Source organism: Nostoc sp. 'Lobaria pulmonaria (5183) cyanobiont' (genome assembly GCF_002949795.1).
In the GTDB taxonomy this organism is placed as follows: Bacteria; Cyanobacteriota; Cyanobacteriia; order Cyanobacteriales; family Nostocaceae; genus Nostoc.
In genome coordinates this window covers 1,906,148-1,922,486 of sequence record NZ_CP026692.1, presented here as the reverse complement: position 1 = coordinate 1,922,486, position 16,339 = coordinate 1,906,148, and the positions used below count along the sequence as shown (strand labels likewise).

General features: G+C 42.7%; 19 protein-coding genes. 11 read left to right on the top strand and 8 right to left on the bottom strand.

Translation table 11 applies throughout. From position 1 onward, the window contains the following. Window positions 1-71 precede the first annotated feature (71 nt). Window positions 72-893, top strand: coding sequence for a response regulator (locus NLP_RS08320; RefSeq protein WP_104905987.1), 822 nt, complete (start codon window positions 72-74; stop codon window positions 891-893). A gap of 98 nt (window positions 894-991) precedes the next feature. Beyond that, window positions 992-1,351, top strand: a complete 360-nt coding sequence (locus NLP_RS08315; protein WP_104905986.1) for a VOC family protein — start codon at window positions 992-994, stop codon at window positions 1,349-1,351. A 133-nt stretch (window positions 1,352-1,484) separates the two neighbouring features. Here the strand turns inward: NLP_RS08315 and NLP_RS08310 are convergent, their stop codons facing one another. Both NLP_RS08310 and NLP_RS08305 read right to left on the bottom strand, forming a co-directional pair. Next, window positions 1,485-2,678 (bottom strand): Coenzyme F420 hydrogenase/dehydrogenase, beta subunit C-terminal domain, encoded by a 1,194-nt coding sequence (locus tag NLP_RS08310; RefSeq protein ID WP_104905985.1) that lies wholly within the window; start codon window positions 2,676-2,678, stop codon window positions 1,485-1,487. A 209-nt stretch (window positions 2,679-2,887) separates the two neighbouring features. Continuing rightward, window positions 2,888-3,862, bottom strand: a complete 975-nt coding sequence (locus NLP_RS08305) for a DNA polymerase III subunit delta' (RefSeq protein WP_104905984.1) — start codon at window positions 3,860-3,862, stop codon at window positions 2,888-2,890. 83 nt (window positions 3,863-3,945) lie between these two features. On the opposite strand from NLP_RS08305, the gene NLP_RS32945 reads away from it, so the two are divergent. After that, a complete protein-coding gene (locus NLP_RS32945) occupies window positions 3,946-4,104 on the top strand; it encodes a hypothetical protein (protein ID WP_158680320.1) in 159 nt (52 codons plus the stop codon). Here the strand turns inward: NLP_RS32945 and NLP_RS08300 are convergent. After that, entirely contained in the window at window positions 4,094-4,507 is a 414-nt protein-coding gene (locus tag NLP_RS08300) for a hypothetical protein (RefSeq protein ID WP_199784782.1), read from the bottom strand. The genes NLP_RS32945 and NLP_RS08300 overlap by 11 nt on opposite strands. A gap of 458 nt (window positions 4,508-4,965) precedes the next feature. On the opposite strand from NLP_RS08300, the gene NLP_RS08295 reads away from it, so the two are divergent. From NLP_RS08295 to NLP_RS08260, 8 genes are all read left to right on the top strand, one after another. Further along, window positions 4,966-5,565: a PadR family transcriptional regulator gene (locus NLP_RS08295; protein ID WP_104905982.1), complete on the top strand. Its 600-nt coding sequence runs from the start codon at window positions 4,966-4,968 to the stop codon at window positions 5,563-5,565. A 12-nt stretch (window positions 5,566-5,577) separates the two neighbouring features. Then, window positions 5,578-6,435 carry a sugar kinase gene (locus NLP_RS08290; protein WP_104905981.1) on the top strand — a complete coding sequence of 286 codons (858 nt, stop codon included), beginning with the start codon at window positions 5,578-5,580 and terminating at the stop codon, window positions 6,433-6,435. Window positions 6,436-6,545: 110 nt separating this feature from the next. Then, window positions 6,546-7,406 carry a 3'(2'),5'-bisphosphate nucleotidase CysQ family protein gene (locus NLP_RS08285; protein WP_104905980.1) on the top strand — a complete coding sequence of 287 codons (861 nt, stop codon included), beginning with the start codon at window positions 6,546-6,548 and terminating at the stop codon, window positions 7,404-7,406. Between the two features lie 395 nt (window positions 7,407-7,801). Further along, a complete protein-coding gene (locus NLP_RS08280) occupies window positions 7,802-8,116 on the top strand; it encodes an RNA recognition motif domain-containing protein (protein ID WP_104905979.1) in 315 nt (104 codons plus the stop codon). A 123-nt stretch (window positions 8,117-8,239) separates the two neighbouring features. Then, on the top strand, window positions 8,240-8,434 hold the full coding sequence (gene rpsU / locus NLP_RS08275) for a 30S ribosomal protein S21 (RefSeq protein ID WP_069073011.1): 195 nt from the start codon (window positions 8,240-8,242) through the stop codon (window positions 8,432-8,434). Window positions 8,435-9,010: 576 nt separating this feature from the next. Next, entirely contained in the window at window positions 9,011-9,295 is a 285-nt protein-coding gene (locus tag NLP_RS08270) for a hypothetical protein (protein ID WP_104905978.1), read from the top strand. After that, window positions 9,282-9,536 (top strand): hypothetical protein, encoded by a 255-nt coding sequence (locus NLP_RS08265; RefSeq protein WP_104905977.1) that lies wholly within the window; start codon window positions 9,282-9,284, stop codon window positions 9,534-9,536. The genes NLP_RS08270 and NLP_RS08265 overlap by 14 nt, the downstream gene beginning before the upstream one ends. Before the next feature lie 748 nt (window positions 9,537-10,284). Next, complete coding sequence (locus tag NLP_RS08260; RefSeq protein WP_104905976.1) at window positions 10,285-11,007, top strand: hypothetical protein; 723 nt, start codon at window positions 10,285-10,287, stop codon at window positions 11,005-11,007. 90 nt (window positions 11,008-11,097) lie between these two features. Here the strand turns inward: NLP_RS08260 and NLP_RS08255 are convergent, their stop codons facing one another. The 5 genes from NLP_RS08255 to NLP_RS08235 form a co-directional block, all read right to left on the bottom strand. Then, entirely contained in the window at window positions 11,098-11,985 is an 888-nt protein-coding gene (locus NLP_RS08255; RefSeq protein WP_104905975.1) for a hypothetical protein, read from the bottom strand. A 48-nt stretch (window positions 11,986-12,033) separates the two neighbouring features. Then, a complete protein-coding gene (locus tag NLP_RS08250) occupies window positions 12,034-12,543 on the bottom strand; it encodes a hypothetical protein (protein ID WP_104905974.1) in 510 nt (169 codons plus the stop codon). Window positions 12,544-12,779: 236 nt separating this feature from the next. Further along, window positions 12,780-13,862, bottom strand: coding sequence for a photosystem II q(b) protein (psbA, locus tag NLP_RS08245; RefSeq protein ID WP_104905973.1), 1,083 nt, complete (start codon window positions 13,860-13,862; stop codon window positions 12,780-12,782). A gap of 223 nt (window positions 13,863-14,085) precedes the next feature. Next, window positions 14,086-14,760: a DUF2834 domain-containing protein gene (locus NLP_RS08240; RefSeq protein ID WP_104905972.1), complete on the bottom strand. Its 675-nt coding sequence runs from the start codon at window positions 14,758-14,760 to the stop codon at window positions 14,086-14,088. Between the two features lie 130 nt (window positions 14,761-14,890). Then, on the bottom strand, window positions 14,891-16,042 hold the full coding sequence (locus NLP_RS08235) for an HrcA family transcriptional regulator (protein WP_104905971.1): 1,152 nt from the start codon (window positions 16,040-16,042) through the stop codon (window positions 14,891-14,893). Window positions 16,043-16,339 lie beyond the last annotated feature (297 nt).

Genomic DNA, 16,339 nt, shown 5'->3' with positions numbered 1-16,339 from the left:
CCTGCTCCCCTGCTCCTCTGCTCCCCCACTCCCCACTCCCGCAGCTGTCTTAGGAGGCCACAATATACAACATGACAACTGTATTTTTTGTAGAAGACTCTGCTGAAGATAGAGCTTTGTATCGGCGCTTTTTAGAGCGGGACGATCGCTACACTTATGATATTTACGAATTTGGGTCTGGAAATAAGGCGCTACAAGCTTGTCAAGAGAAAATACCAGATGTGATTTTGTTGGACTTTCAATTACCAGATTTAGGCGGGCTGGAATTTCTCACTCAGCTACAGAGGCAAACTTCCAACAGCCAAGTATCAGTAATTATGCTGACTAGACAGGGAGACGAAACGATCGCAGTCCAAGCGATCAAAAGTGGGGCGGATGATTATCTAGTCAAGGGAAAACTGACTCGTGAAAATTTCTGCCGCACGATTCATGGGGCGATCAAGCATAAGCAGTTGATGCAGCAGCTAGAACAGCAGGAACAACAACGCTTAGTCGGAGCGATCGCTCTTGACATTCGCCAATCCTTGAAGCTTCAAGATATCCTCGCCACGAGTGTCAAAAAAGTCTGCCAGTTATTCAAGGCTGATCGCGTATTGGTGTATCAATTTACCCATAAAGTGCATGGTAGTGTTGTGGCGGAGTCGATACTACCCCAATGGACACCAATTTTTGGACTGGAGATTGAAGCTACCTGTTTTCAGGAAAATCATGGGGAAAAATACCGCCAAGGAAAAATCTGGGCGGCGACGAACATCTACGAAGCGGGTTTAAGTGATAGCCATATTCAACTTTTGGAACAGTTTCAGGTGAAGGCGAATTTAGTTGTCCCCATTTTGTTAGAAAATAAGGGGACTCAAGCACTTGAATGGGGGCTATTTATCGTACATCAATAGGCGTTGGTTATTAATTCTTCTCCTCCTGCCTCCCTCACTCACCGAAAGAGTTCAAACTACGTCAAAATCTAAATAAACGCGATCGCATCTTACCGACAATGCAGATTACCCAAAGTCTCCATACAGCGATTCTTGTGACTGACTTAGAACGCTCTGAACATTTTTATGAGAAAGTATTAGGATTATCCAAAATAGATCGTTCCCTAAACTATCCTGGTGCATGGTATCAAGTCGGCGACTATCAAATTCACCTGATAGTTGCTACCACTGTCCCCACGGAAAACCCAAACGAAAAATGGGGACGTAATCCCCACGTCGCCTTCACAGTAGCTGACTTAGACGCCGCCAAACAAGAATTCCTCAATCATAATTATCCTATTCAAGCTAGCGCCTCCGGTCGCGCTGCCCTGTTTACTCAAGACCCGGATGGGAATATTATCGAGTTGAGTCAGCAGTGAGCTGGAGTGAGGAGCAGGGCAGATAAGGAAACAAGGTGACAAAAGTTAGAACTTGTAACAAGTCTTTCCCCTTGTCCCCAATTCTCCTTGTCCCCTTGTCCTGTTCACCATGCCCAATGCCCCAGTCCCTCTTCTATTCTGGTAATTTATATTGCCCAACAATACGCTTGGCAAACTCTGGAACATGCGCCTCTAATTTCTCTGGATGATTGCGCTTCACATACAAATAATTGCGAGTAAAGTGAGAATCAATCGAAAATCGCGCATATTCTAGACCCTTGGGGCCGATTTTTTCGATTACCACACCCATCAGTTTTGCTGCCCACATCGGGAGGGTAACGCCTTTATCGTAAGCGGGAATACTTTGCTGTACGGCTTCTTTGCGGTTGCCTTTAGACGTTACTGGTTGGGTGTCTAACTGGTCTTTCATTAAATCCAGCATTTCTTTACCAGTGTCATTTCTAACTACAATCCATTGCCAACCGAAGGGTGCGCCCATGTAGCCAACAACTAAATCCGCTAGGGAGTTGACGTAATCAAAGCAACTCATACAGGATGGGGCAAAGACATCTTTGAGTTGGTTGGTCTTCAAGCCAAAGAAAGGTACTGTTTCTGATGAGCCATCTTCATGTTTGAAATGAACCCGGAAGTCTTGCATAAATTCGTAATGCACAACTGTGTCAGGCGAACGGCTGGTGGTTTCTAAGAATTTTTGCAGTCCGGCGCGGTTAACATTATCTACGCAGGGCGTACCCAAAACATACAGCTTTTCTAAACCAAGTTGTTTTTCTACGGCTCGTAATGCCTGGATTTGGCAACCAACACCAATTACCAACAGACGCTTCATCCCCGATTTTTCCACCTGTTCTAATACGGAAAGGTTCGGAGAAAGTGTTGGTTTATTTACTCGTGCTGCTAGTATTTCTTCTGGAGTCCGGGCGATGACGGGCATGGGTTGAAAGCGGTCTTCTTTGGTGTTTTGCACGCAGACTACACCTTCAACTAAGCCGCGATTAAGCATTTCAATGGCAATGCTGCTAACAATACCCGTCCATTGTGCGCCTTCGATGGGTTCTTGTTTCCGCGCCGCTATCATGTCTTGATGAACTCCAAAGTAGAGTTCATCGGGGTTTTCGAGATGGCGCGATCGCGTGTGCGTTTCTTGTTCAAGTTCGCCTATTTGCTGATTAATAAAAGCGCAGGCTTCCTTGACATAGTGAATATAATATGTATCACATAGTCCGCACTCGCTACAGAGTTCTTTCGCAGGGCGGCGGCTGGCAGGTTTTAAGGCTCTGGCTTTTTTGTGAGGAGAAACTGAGGTCATATAAACTTTTTGTTTTATCCAGGAATCGCTTTTATTACAATACCTTCACTGGCTATGAACTTGACGATAGAGATTGAACAAGAAATTATAATGTTTTTAAACGCTGAGGGACGCAAAGTAACGTAGAGTTTTGCCTAATTTATTTTGCTACGAATTAATCAAATATTGTACTGAGGCTTTGATGAGGAACTATAGAAATGTAATCGCACTCAGCGATGAGTTGGGGAAATGGAATTTGATTTTTGATACACAGATAAAAGCAGACATTCCCAAACTAGTCGTGGTTGAGCGTAAGAAAGCAAATGTTTTCGAGATTCTTCTAGCTGGTTAATAATACTAGGTTGATGCCACTGCTGCCAGTAGAATTGCTGAAGATAATCAACTAACCACAGTTGTGCTTCTGTATCTAAATCCTTATCAATTGTCTTGGCTAACTCTAAGGCGTTACGGTAAGATTTAGGGGCTTTTTTCAAGTCTTCGAGTAATTTATCGGCAATAGCTTGTAATTGCTCATAAGATGCGATCGCACTTCCAGCACTACCAGCTGCTATGCTCAATACTGCCTGATTTGACAAAATTTCCTGATGACCTGTTTGTGTGAGTACAACAGCTAAAGACTGTGCATCTAAGCGATAAAAAGGAATGCGTTGACAGCGTGATACCAAAGTCGGCAATATAGATTCAGGTGTAGGTGCAATTAAAATTAATGTCGCCTGTCCCGGTTCTTCCAAAGTTTTAAGTAAAGCATTCGCTGCGGCTTCTGCCATTGTTTGGGCTTCTTCCAGCACTACCACATTTCTTGGCGCTTCCAAGGGCGGACGACTCAGAAACTCGGTAATTTCCCGAATTTGCTCTAGTCTAATTACCGGAGGTGCTTTACGCTTGAGTCCTTTTTCGGCTGCTTCTGTTGCTGTTAATCGTTGTCCCTGGTATTGGTATGTTGGTTGCACCCACAACAAAGCTGGGTGGTTCCCCTGACGCAAACGGTTTTGTAAAGACGCAGTAACTCCCATCCCACCAGAAAATAGCAATTCCACAAAGCATCTGGCTGCTAAACTCCTGCCTACACCATCTGGCCCCACAAATAAGTAGGCTGGAGGAACCCGGTTTTGTCTGACAGCTTGAGTAAGTAATTCTATAGCTTGTTGTTGTCCAATAACTGGTGCAAATGGGTCATTTGTCATTAATTAGATGTTGTAGAACTGCTGACAGGTCAATCGGTATGGCATAAAGCTGAAAGACCTCAGCCTTTGGTAGCAGTTAATTGATGAGTGCTGAGTACGATTCTTACTTTTTTAGTCAGCACTGTTTGGGTAAATTAGCGATCGCTTATAAAAATCTTACCTTTAGGGACTTCCGGTTAAAAAACATCCCATCCCTGCGGGACGGGGCACGGTATGCCGTGCCCCTACTACTTAAACCTTAGACGTGAGAAATCTGGATATCTCTGCATGTGCCAACACAGCACCAGGTTCGCGCTGGAGAGCGTTGTAATACTTTCTCTCGAAGGTATTGCCCGTCTCTAACGGTACAATGAGTGTACGGACATCAGCAATCAATTTTTGGAAATCCTCCAGCAATATCGGTTCATCTGCTTGGAGCATTTCATCAACTTGCACAACCATCTCAGAAATGCGATGTAGCCAAGCAAATTGTTCGTGAGCGATGACTAGCTGAAGAAGTTCTCCACTTGATACTCGTCCACTAATCTGTTCGTAGGCAATGCGTTCTGTCTCCAGCAACATCTTGTGAAGGTAGAGTAATTTGTTTCGTAAATCACGCAGATATTGATGCTGACGTATTCTTTGTGTAAGTGTGTTAGAAGTCAATGTTACTTATCCTCTCGTTACAATAGTCTTCAATGGCTTAAATAATTTCTAAGCATTGAGAATTGGGCATTGGGGAGCCAGTGCGTTGGGCAGGCAATGCCCGACTTGTTCGCGTAGCGTCTCCCCTTGGCAGAAGCAACTGGCGTCATTGGGCGAGAATTGACGAAAGACAGGGAATAATCTGTACCCTGTAACCTATTCCCTTCTTCTTCCCTACTCAGCACTGGCTCAACCCTAGCTATCCGCTAACAGCACTCCTGAAGGGAGTTGGTAACTCTTGCCCATGCCCTTGTGAATGGAGTCTTTTATGTATTTGGTTTCCTTGCTAAGAAGCATTATAATGAACATATCTTTTTATAACCGTTATATCTTATATTTGATTAATCATATAATAGCATAAAATTATAAGAAGTACATAGTACTGTGCGAGAAATATCAATTATGGGAAAACCATCTTCATGTCGCTAGCAAATGTAATTTTAGGTCTTCTTCAGCAGCAAGAAATGACCGGCTACGACCTCAAAACGAGCTGCTTCGATCGATGCATTGCCCATTTATGGCCAGCAGATCAGGCACAAATTTACAGAACTCTCGATAAGCTAGTTGAGCAAGGCTGGATTACCTGTAACATTGAGATTCAACACGATCGCCCCAACCGCAAAGTCTACAGTGTGACGGAGCTAGGGAAAGCCGAATTTAGCCAATGGCTAGGGATTCATCAGCCCTTACCGACTATCAGAGAACCTTTACTCGTCCAGTTGCATTTTGCAGATCAGTTGTCGAATGAAACCATCATTCACCTACTGGAGCAACAATTGGCGGCTCGAAGCAAAAAACTGACTGAATGTGAAACCATCGATTTGCCATCACTTGGTGATGAATCTGCCAACCGTAAGCAGGTGATGCAAAGGCTGGTGCTGGAGTTGGTAATCCGCAGAGAAGAGACTTATATTGATTGGTTGAAGACAGCAATCAATGTTGTCAGTCGCCAAGAGCCATACCCATTTACCAAGAAAGAATTCAGGAGTCAGGAGCCAGAATTCAGAATTGAATTTTGAACGAAAGAGCAGATGAATCGTGGATTATTTGTAGGTTTAGTAACTTTAGATTTGATTTACCTTGCTAACTCTGCCCCTAAGAATAATCAGAAGATTGTCGCTACTGACTATACTGTAGCGGCAGGGGGCCCAGCAACAAACGCGGCTGTAACTTTCAATTATTTAGGAAATCAGGCTACAGTCTTAGGTGTAGTGGGTTCTCACCCAATGACGCAGCTAATTCGAGGTGACTTGGCAAATTACAAAGTTGCGATCGCAGACCTTGAGCCTAACACTGATTTAGTACCGCCTGTATCTTCGATCGTTGTCACTCAAGCAACAGGTGAACGCGCTGTGGTTTCGATCAATGCTGTCAAAACTCAAGCTAACAGCGCATCTATCCCGCCAGATATTTTGCAAAAAGTCAATATCGTACTGATTGATGGACATCAGATGGGGGTTAGTGATTCCATAGTTCAAATGGCTAAAGCCAATAATATCCCAGTAGCGATCGATGGTGGTAGTTGGAAGCCTGGATTTGAACAAATTCTGCCATTTGTAGATTACGCTATCTGTTCAGCTAATTTTTATCCCCCCAACTGCCAGACTGGAGAAGACGTTTTTAGCTATCTCAGTGGATTTGACATTCCTCACATTGCCATTACCCACGGGCAAGAACCAATTGAATACTTGAGTGGCACTAAAACTGGTATCGTAGATGTGCCGCAGATTCAAGCGGTTGATACGTTAGGGGCTGGAGATATCTTTCACGGTGCTTTCTGTCATTACATTTTAAGGGAAAGCTTTACTGATGCAATGTCACTGGCAGCTAATATTGCTGCTGATTCCTGTAAATTTTTTGGTACTCGGCGCTGGATGGATTTAAGATAATTCGTAATTCATAATTCAAAGTCTTAAATTACGAATTAGTAATTAGTTAAACTAAGTATCGCTGTGCGCCTCTAATCACGTTATATGTATTTTTAGATCAGGCCAAATTAATGAAAGATTTACAAGAAATATTAGCGATCGCTCGTGAGGTAGGTTGGGGCGCAGCAGATATACTGCGATCGTATTACCACGGTACTGCAAAAGACCGTAACTTAGAAGTCCAATATAAGCAAAATGAGCCTGTCACTGTTGCCGATGTAGCAGTGAGTCAATACATTTTGCAGAGGCTACAAGCAACTTTGGGTAACGAAGATTTTGCTTACATCAGCGAAGAAACTTATCAATCGTCAAGTAGTGGTAGACAACCTTCCGCCCCTTGGGTATGGATAATTGACCCTTTGGATGGCACACGAGACTTTATCAAAAAAACTGGCGACTATGCAGTTCACATTGCTTTAGTCAAGGAAACACGCCCAGTATTGGCAGTGGTGGCAGTACCAGAAACTCAAAAGTTATATTACGCTACCAAAGGCGGGGGTACATTTGTAGAAACCCGTGACGGATCTGTTCCTTTACAAGTGTCGTCAGGTAAACGAGTTGAGGATTTAACCTTAGTCGTTAGTCGCTCTCATCGCAACCAACGGTTAGATCATCTGCTACAAAACTTACCCTGTCAAAATCAGAAATCTGTGGGTAGTGTAGGCTGCAAAATCGCCACCATTGTCGAGCAACAGGCAGATATCTACATTTCCCTTTCCGGCAAGTCTGCGCCCAAAGACTGGGATATAGCCGCTCCAGAATTGATTTTAACAGAAGCTGGTGGTAAATTTACCCACTTCGACGGCACTCCCTTGCAGTATAACACTGGTGATATCAATCAATGGGGAGGTTTGCTAGCTACTAATGGTGAATATCACGAAGTACTATGTAAGAAAGCAGAAGCTATCTTAGCGCAGTTTGACCATAGCTAACGGGGTACTTGAGGATGAATATTTTTTAATTTGCTTTTAAGACAGTTGATCGTGGTATGATTAATCCCACTACCGATAATAATCTTTGCCTTTTAGTCCACAGCTTAATTTTAAAAACACTAAATATCTAGGCGATCGCGAGTTAATTACGATTTCCGATTAAAAGTGTAACTTTATATAGTACAAGCAAAAAAAGCCAGTCTTTAGAAAGTCTGCAAACCGTCCTTAAAGGTTCGATTTGTGAATAAAATTCACTATCAGCCAATATTCAAAGGCTGAATGCTGTGCTACACTCATGGACATAAAGATTATTTTCGGTTGAGTAACTCGTTTTGATTTCTAAAAACCGTCTCTCCGAATTTAACTCTCTACACTCCCTGAATTCGGAGATTTCTATGTCAATTTACGTCGGAAACCTGTCCTATCAGGTTACAGAAGAGGACCTAAAGCAGGCTTTTGCAGAATACGGAACAGTAAATCGTGTTCAACTACCCACAGATCGGGAAACAGGCCGGCCGCGTGGGTTCGCTTTTGTGGAAATGGAATCAGACACACAAGAACAAGCTGCCATAGATGCACTTGATGGTGCTGAATGGATGGGACGTGATTTGAAAGTGAACAAAGCTAAACCTCGTGAGGAAAGAAGCAACTCCTCTGGCGGTAGCTGGGGTGGCGGTAATAATGCCCGCCGCAACAATAATCGCTACTAAGTCGATTCCTGAAAATTTCACATTTAGAGTCTCCAGCAGATAAAGCCAAAGGCTCCATTCTGCTGGAATATTTTATTTGGTATCTAGTCTTGAACTATTCATCCAAATTAAGGAGGAATGAGAATGACACAAGTAGTTTTAGGGGAGAATGAAGGTATTGAATCAGCCTTAAGAAGATTTAAACGGGAAGTTTCTAAAGCAGGAATTTTCCAAGATATGAGAAAAAAGCGTCACTTTGAAACACCCATAGAAAAAGAGAAGCGTAAAGCAATTGCTAGGCACAAGCAACGTCGTCAACAACGTTCTCGCTTCAATTAAAAAGTCCAAGCAAATTTGCCCTTCGATTTAATATCCAGCCAGCATCTCTTTATTATTGCCATATCTCCAGGCAAGCCACAAGTAATTAGGCATACATCAAAAAATAACACTGTTCGTAGTAGCACTGTATTGACTTTCAGCGCTATTAGCCGTATAGATTTTCAATTGCGTAAGCATTATTATGTTAAACAGCAGCCAAAACAGAGCAAATACCACCTTGCTTCAATGTAAACGCTTTGCTTAACTTTTTTGTATTCAAAATCACATCTGCATTTAGCAGTAGTTTATTCCACTACAAGAACTTAGGTACTACTAACCAATGCTAGAGGCAGGATTGTTTCTAGCTTTTTAAGATTAATACTGATGAGCTACTTTAAAAGGTTAAGTAAGTCTCTTCAATGCCATCCAGAAGTAAGCTGACTGCGATCTGAGCCACTTATAACAGGCTAATAATCCAGTGCTTAAGATGATGTCGTTAGCGATGTCTACGACGGGCTACGCCTACGCGTCAAATTGGATGGAAAAACCAGTCAGATTTAGGTTGAACTTCTGCTGTGATGCTTTTTGGAGGAGTTTGTGAATCAGAAAATATCTAGAAGAGAGTTTGCCACCTTGGCAGGATCGGGGGTGGTAGCGATCGCCTTAGGCAGCCCACTTCTGGCATCAGCAGAGGCTGTATCCACACCTGATGCCCAGATGAAAGCCGTGTTAGATGAACTTACCTCTTTTAACGCACCGCCCACTGAGAAATTGTCGCCGATGAATGCTCGCAACAACCCAACTGTGGCAGATGCAGTTATGGGCGTGCTTGCCAAACGTCGCAAACCTGCGGTGGAAATGGTCGGGGATGTCAACCATTAACTTCATCAACGAGGCATTCAAGCACTGTAAAGCGATCGCCGCTACGAGCGAAGGCGTTGAACTACTATCGATGGCTAATCTTGAAGGCGTGAAGCTGTCGCAAGATGGCGTGCGCTCTGAAATGGGTGTGGTGACTTCTGCCCAAGCCTCTGACTTGAAATCGATAGCTAATGATTTTATCAGTGCGATCGCTCAACATCGCTATTGGATGAGATTTCAAAAGGAGATGGTGCCTGCATAGCCACTTGCTTGACTTTGTGAACAGCAACTAATCCTAAATGGGACAGAAGCAGGGTAAACCTAACTTCTGTCCTTTCCATTTTTACAGACGATAATATATATTCTTATTCAATACCTTCGCCAATTTACGAGGCTGAGTTGATGTATTAACGTCCTGTTCTCAAAGGTTTGGCAAAAACAATAAGCCCTAAAAATTCCTTCAAGGTTTCCCGCAAGCATTTTTAACGTATTGCCCGCAGTATCAAGGGTTTGAGCTTTCAAGCTACAAAGCCAAGCTAAACGCTTATGTATGAGTCATTTTGCCATTTTTGTCAAAACTTTTGTAGGCTCGCATTTTAGCAAAGGTATTGCTTATTTAGAGAAGTTTATTGAGATCAAGTTAAATCGCTGTGTGTTTAATGCACCGCTGTGCGCCCGTACCTTCTACCTGATTTGATAAAGAAGCGCTATATTTGTTGAGTTCCATTTGCAAAACTCAACTCGCAGGAATATAAATGTATTCTTCCTCTATACCCATAAAGTATTGTAGATATCATTATCATAATTCATAATGACTAATTCGTAATTCGTAATTATTACACCATAGCTAAAACTAGGGGCTTTAAATGAGGAATATAAATTGTTTTTCTCCATCAATTAATTGCAGGGCATGAGACCTGAATTAATTACAAATTACGTTAGCAAGCCCCCGATCGTCGATACGAATTATTTGCTCAGTCTGCAATCCTTGGCTCTAGATTTTTAAGCAAATGTTACGACTTTATCATTTATTACTAGGTTCTATTTTGCTGGTATTAATACCGCTGGCAGCAAAATTTGTTCTTCCCCAATTTTCTCCACCCAAAGAGGTAAAATCCCCTACCGTTGCAAAACTTCCCAACCCTAATGAGGAAAATATCTGGCAGAAAATCCTGGGAAATGCTACTACTCCAACTAACTGGCAAATTGCTGCTTGTAAGGGAAATGCGCCTTTATTGTGTGTCTCCTCCAAAGGGGAACTTTTGGGTACAGTTGAGATTAACGTTTACCCATTAGCAAACAACGAGGATTTTCAAAAGAAACTTGTAGCAGCCGGGATTCCACCTGGTTCCCAAGTAGACTACCAAAGTTCCAAATACCAAACCCAGGTATTATCAGCACTCAAGGCTTGGGTTGAAGATAACTACGCTGCTTTTGCGAAAGACCGTCAGGGTAAATATGGAAAACAGATTACTTTCTCAGCCTACCCATTGCAACCAGTACCCATTGGTAAGCTTCAGGGAATCCGCTATGGGTTCGTCGGACTCAAGCAAAAAGGTGGAGTACAAGAGCAACATATAGATCATGTTGCCTTTGATGGCAATAAACTTTACGTAATTACTACTGCTTTTGACCCAGGTTCGCAAACAGGTAAGTTTGAGAACCTGGAAAACTTGGCTATTTTTCAACCTTACTTATATGCGATCGCCGCAGATTTGCATTTACCCCAATAGGAATTGGGTTAGGACAAAGTTTACAGGTTAAAGGTAATAGGGAATAATCTGTCTCCTGTAACCTGTAACCTTCTTCAATCAACCACCAACCTAAATCTCAGCCACCGCCCGTTCAATCAAGCGATGTGCCAAAGTTTGCGTACCTGTATGTTCATAATAATTTGTTGCTACATCCAGGAATGCCGCCAGGTAATCTAACTTGTCATCAGCAATATCGGTAAAACTTTGCAAGTTGTGGACGACCTTTTGTGGCGTTAAATTATTGGCGCTAACTAGCCCACTCATCCAACCTTTAACCGAGTCAAAGCTTTCGCCGATAAAGTTGAGTTTTCCAGCAGAATTGTTACCTGGAATCACATCTTTGATGTTTTGGAAAGTCGAGTTTTGTTCTAACTCCTGTGGATTTGTTTGATTCAGACCAGATATCGCTTTGCTGATAAAATCTGGGCCCAAAGGTATCAAACCATCAACACAAACTAACGCCACCATCCGGATCAATGACTCACCACTATACTCACCTAAAGAAGCGACAAAATCCCCAATACTGTCTCCAGGAATGCCGTTAATTTGACAGAAGGCTACTAACTCAGCCACTAATTTTAATGTTAGATCGATAGTTTGGGCTTTATCAGGTTTGGGAGTGACAGAGTTTAAAAAACCCAACAAAGGAATTTTTTCACCGACTTTGTTAGCTAAAGCTGCTGCACCAAGTGCTTTATCTGTACCATCAACAGTTTGATATAACCATAGGGCTGTTTGGTATCCTTGGGATTTATCGTTGAATAGATAAATCGCTCTTTCGCCAATTTGCTGAATTAAATCTTCGTCGTCTTCGCCCGTGACTTTCTTAATAGTGTTGACAAAGCCGACGGTATTTTGCCACTCACCAGGAGCGACAAAATCGAGGGACTTTAACAGAGAAACAGTCAAGCCGCCAGTTGGTAATCGATCGACCAACTCAAAAATTGATTTGCTCACAAAAATCTCCTGATTTAGGTTTTGTTATCTAAATGTTCGTAGTACAAATCATTTCAGATTAGCTAGACGATTAAGATTAAACTTCTCTAACCAATCTGCGCGATCGCTAGCTGTAAATGACGGATCGCGAGAAAGTGCTTTTACTTGGTACTTACCCACCAAAATTGCAGTTTGCGTCTTACCAACTTCTATTGCGGGATAACCACCAATTTTTTTAGTGCTTTTCGAGAACTTTGCAGCAGCACTGGGTATGCTGCTGGTATCTGAAATAGACAGCAATGCTATATCTTTACCGCCTTTTTTCAACTTCGCTTCCGCAAAGCCTTTTTTCTCTTGGGTATAGACGCGCTGGTAGCCATCACCTGCATCAGGGAAAAGCTTATTAAATTCGCTACCCTGAGTTGCGGTCTTAGTTACCGCTTGACCCCTTTTTTGTTGAGTACTTTCTTTTTGTGCCTGGTCAAAACGTCCAGGTGTTTTTGCACTACAGGCTGTAGTCAGTAGTACCACTGACAGCAACAAAGCAGCTACTACCCTACGCCCACGGTATAAAATCATTGTTGGCTTCTCCTTAGACTTGAGCTTTGAGGCAATTATCTGCGCTGCTAGCAATTATTACCCGTAAAATTTACTTTTTGATAATTATTTCTTAAGTTCTCAACTATAAAGATCATTTTTGCACCTTAAAAAAGTGTCCAGTGCCATGCTTAACGTAGCAATTAACCCAATGCAAAAACGCTCCCCTTTCCAGGAGAGCGTTTTTTGTTTACAGATAAGCGTATCTTAGATTATGATTAACCGTTGATAGCAGGAGCGGTAAGAGCTACAGGAGCAAAATCACCAGCAGCCAAATCTAGAGGGAAGTTGTGAGCGTTACGCTCGTGCATTACTTCCATACCCAGGTTAGCGCGGTTGATTACATCTGCCCAAGTTGCAATCACACGACCTTCAGAATCAATGATTGATTGGTTGAAGTTGAAACCGTTCAAGTTGAACGCCATTGTGCTGACACCCAAGGCGGTAAACCAGATGCCGATTACAGGCCATGCTGCGAGGAAGAAGTGCAGTGAACGGCTGTTGTTGAAAGAAGCGTATTGGAAGATTAGACGACCGAAGTAGCCGTGGGCTGCAACGATGTTGTAGGTTTCTTCTTCTTGACCGAATTTGTAACCGTAGTTAAGGGATTCAGTTTCGGTGGTTTCACGAACCAAAGAAGAAGTTACAAGAGAACCGTGCATTGCACTGAACAAGCTTCCGCCGAATACACCAGCTACACCTAATTGGTGGAAGGGGTGCATCAAGATGTTGTGTTCTGCTTGGAACACGATCATGAAGTTGAATGTTCCGCTTATACCCAAAGGCATACCATCAGAGAATGAACCTTGTCCGATGGGGTATACCAAGAATACTGCACTTGCTGCTGCTACTGGTGCTGAGTATGCTATAGCAATCCAAGGACGCATACCTAAGCGGTAGGATAGTTCCCATTCACGACCCATGTAGCAGAATATGCCAATCAGGAAGTGGAAGATTACCAACTGGTAAGGACCGCCATTGTACAACCACTCATCAAGAGAAGCTGCTTCCCAAATTGGGTAGAAGTGCAAACCTATAGCGTTGGAGGAAGGTACTACTGCACCAGAGATGATGTTGTTTCCGTAAATCAAGGAACCTGCAACAGGTTCGCGGATACCATCGATATCTACTGGAGGAGCAGCGATGAAAGCGATTACGAAGCAAGCGGTAGCCGCTAGCAAGGTAGGGATCATGACTACACCGAACCAACCGATGTAGATCCGGTTGTTGGTGCTGGTGATCCATTCGCAGAATCTATCCCATACGTTGGCGCTTTCGCGACGTTGTAAGGTTGTTGTCATTGTTTTATAAATGCGATTATTTGCAGATGAATTTTAGGTAGGTTTTACTACCTGTTACACATCTTAAACAATTTATTGCATTTTGTAAAGTACTTTCAGAAAAAACTTTCTCTTGGGATTTACGCACCCACAGAAAATCCCCAAACCTTTGGAAAAGGGGGGACTTTGGGTAATACCACTTGGGATTGAACGATTTTGGATTGTGAAAAATGCACTTTATTCTTTAATTCGTTGCTGGCTGCTTGGATACGGACTCTGTACCCACTTCTTGTAAAGGTGGACGCACAGATAAATAAACCAATGGGCCGAATAGCGGTATCAAGGTTATTAACCAGAAAAACTGCGGATTTTTCCAACCGCGACGTGCCATATCATCCCCCAGTAATGTCGGAAATAATAGGCAGAGTAAGCAAAAATCTAAACTCATCACATTGATGAAACGGTTAGTTTGCCACTCTTGCACAAAACTGCCCCAATCTCCTGCTCTTAAACCGTAGGCAACTAGAATAACCGTGGCTACCGTTAACACAAAACCAGTCACACGAGAATCTAGCAGCTTGAGCAAGGTATTCTTTTGACCGAGAAACTGATTATTTGGTTCTCTAAGAGCTAAATACGGCAACAAGGCAAAAGCACCAACTGCGAAAGAAGCAGTAGAAAACAGCCAAGCAGGTATTTTTTGTCCTCTACCATCAATAAAGACTACTGCGCTGTAAATAAGAGGCCAGATGCCCATGAGGTTGAATAGTGCTATGACTAACGGGTTAACACCTTGCCACTGGCCGATAGAAAGGTTTTTAATTAACTCGAATGTACCGGGTTGATCGGGAGGCGCGAGGAAAAAAGCATAGACAACAAATCCCAGCCACAGTAAACCAAAGGCAATTTTTCTAAGCATGAAAGATTTAAGTAGTATTAATTATTGATTTTGCCGTTAAAAATCCGGCTATCTGCTTGCTATGGTATTTTCACTCACCTAGAGGCATAGTGGCTTGTTCCTAAATATAACCTGATACGATTAATCCCTATTAAGGATTAAAATAATTGAAAGCTTCTGAGAGGTAATCAGCAGCAGATGCTACTACTGCGATCGCACTTTCATAATCTAGACGCGTTGGCCCCAAAACTCCCACACTTCCTACAGGTACCGAACCTCGGCGATAGTTAGAAGAAATCAAAGTGCAGGTACGTATCGGTTCTAATGGATTTTCTGCACCAATGCGAACCGTTACTTTTGGTTTACCACCATCCTCTGGTTCTGGTTCCTCGAATATTAATCGCCACAGTTGGTCTTGTTCTTCTTCCAACAGATGGATAATCGTTTGTACTTGCTGTAACTGGGAAAATTCTGGCTGGCGCAAAACTTCTGACACACCCCTAACCATAATTTGGGTTGCAGTCGGTGCAAGAGTACGACGAGTCAATTCGGCAACTGAGTTTTTCAAAAATTCTCCGTAACGTTGGAACTCTTGATCTAGTTCGCTCCAGTTGAGGTAGGCTAATTCCAACAGACTTCGCCCCCGTAGGTGACTATTCAAAAAGTTAGAAACAATCTGCAACTCGCGATCGATTACCTCTGAATCCCGTTGTGTTTCTTCTGGTGTTGGCGACAAATCCATCAATTTAGAATGTGTCTCGTAACCATCAGTTACCACAATCAGCATGATTCGCCCGGCTTCAATTTGCACTAATTGCAGATGTCGCAATAGCGCTGTGGTCGTTTGCGGCATAGTGATCAAGCTAATACAACCACTCAAGGTTGCTAAAATTTGTGCGGCTCCTTGCAGTAGGGTTTCTAAACTCCGATCTTGCCACTGTAGCTGCTTTTGCAGTGCCACCTCTAGTTCTCGACCTAGAGTTTCCGTACCACTTAGCGGAAGCAAGCTCCGCGTAGCATCTGTCTGCGATACGCTGCGCGAACGCAGAGAAGGTGTAATTAGCTGGTCAACATAAATGCGATAGCCTGAATCTGAAGGTACACGTCCAGCAGAAGCGTGTGGTTGATAGAGCAATCCAGACTTTTCTAAAACGCCCATAACATTGCGAATTGTCGCCGAGCTTACACCCAGGTCGTACTCCTCGACTAAAGCCTTTGAACCAACAGGCTCTGCCGTAGCAATGTAGTGACGTACCGTTGCCCAAAGTATATGCTGTTGTCGATTTGTTAACTTAACTTCCATTATGGTATGTTTTGCTGAAGGCAAATTTTAATCAAACTCTGAAAAAAAAATTTTATTTGTGGATTTAATCGAAAACAGAGAATATTAATAATTTATTAAAGTAGCAAATTATATAACTCTATTATGATAATTATTTTTAAAGTTTATATATACAACATTTTTAAGAGTAGGGTTGGCATAGTAGCTCAACTTTTTTTGCAAAAGCTGCTGGTTATAATCTACCCTTAGGATGCTTCTTTCTAACCGTACTTTTGCACAAATTTGCGCCTACAACAGTATTATTAGATACGTATTTGT

Bases quoted from the DNA above. Each gene is read 5' to 3' on its own strand.
- NLP_RS08320 (WP_104905987.1), top strand. From the start codon at position 72: ATGACAACTGTATTTTTTGTAGAAGACTCTGCTGAAGATAGAGCTTTG.
- NLP_RS08315 (WP_104905986.1), top strand. From the start codon at position 992: ATGCAGATTACCCAAAGTCTCCATACAGCGATTCTTGTGACTGACTTA.
- NLP_RS08310 (WP_104905985.1), bottom strand. From the start codon at position 2,678: ATGACCTCAGTTTCTCCTCACAAAAAAGCCAGAGCCTTAAAACCTGCC.
- NLP_RS08305 (WP_104905984.1), bottom strand. From the start codon at position 3,862: ATGACAAATGACCCATTTGCACCAGTTATTGGACAACAACAAGCTATA.
- NLP_RS32945 (WP_158680320.1), top strand. From the start codon at position 3,946: ATGAGTGCTGAGTACGATTCTTACTTTTTTAGTCAGCACTGTTTGGGT.
- NLP_RS08295 (WP_104905982.1), top strand. From the start codon at position 4,966: ATGTCGCTAGCAAATGTAATTTTAGGTCTTCTTCAGCAGCAAGAAATG.
- NLP_RS08290 (WP_104905981.1), top strand. From the start codon at position 5,578: ATGAATCGTGGATTATTTGTAGGTTTAGTAACTTTAGATTTGATTTAC.
- NLP_RS08285 (WP_104905980.1), top strand. From the start codon at position 6,546: ATGAAAGATTTACAAGAAATATTAGCGATCGCTCGTGAGGTAGGTTGG.
- NLP_RS08280 (WP_104905979.1), top strand. From the start codon at position 7,802: ATGTCAATTTACGTCGGAAACCTGTCCTATCAGGTTACAGAAGAGGAC.
- rpsU (WP_069073011.1), top strand. From the start codon at position 8,240: ATGACACAAGTAGTTTTAGGGGAGAATGAAGGTATTGAATCAGCCTTA.
- NLP_RS08265 (WP_104905977.1), top strand. From the start codon at position 9,282: ATGTCAACCATTAACTTCATCAACGAGGCATTCAAGCACTGTAAAGCG.
- NLP_RS08260 (WP_104905976.1), top strand. From the start codon at position 10,285: ATGTTACGACTTTATCATTTATTACTAGGTTCTATTTTGCTGGTATTA.
- NLP_RS08250 (WP_104905974.1), bottom strand. From the start codon at position 12,543: ATGATTTTATACCGTGGGCGTAGGGTAGTAGCTGCTTTGTTGCTGTCA.
- psbA (WP_104905973.1), bottom strand. From the start codon at position 13,862: ATGACAACAACCTTACAACGTCGCGAAAGCGCCAACGTATGGGATAGA.
- NLP_RS08240 (WP_104905972.1), bottom strand. From the start codon at position 14,760: ATGCTTAGAAAAATTGCCTTTGGTTTACTGTGGCTGGGATTTGTTGTC.
- NLP_RS08235 (WP_104905971.1), bottom strand. From the start codon at position 16,042: ATGGAAGTTAAGTTAACAAATCGACAACAGCATATACTTTGGGCAACG.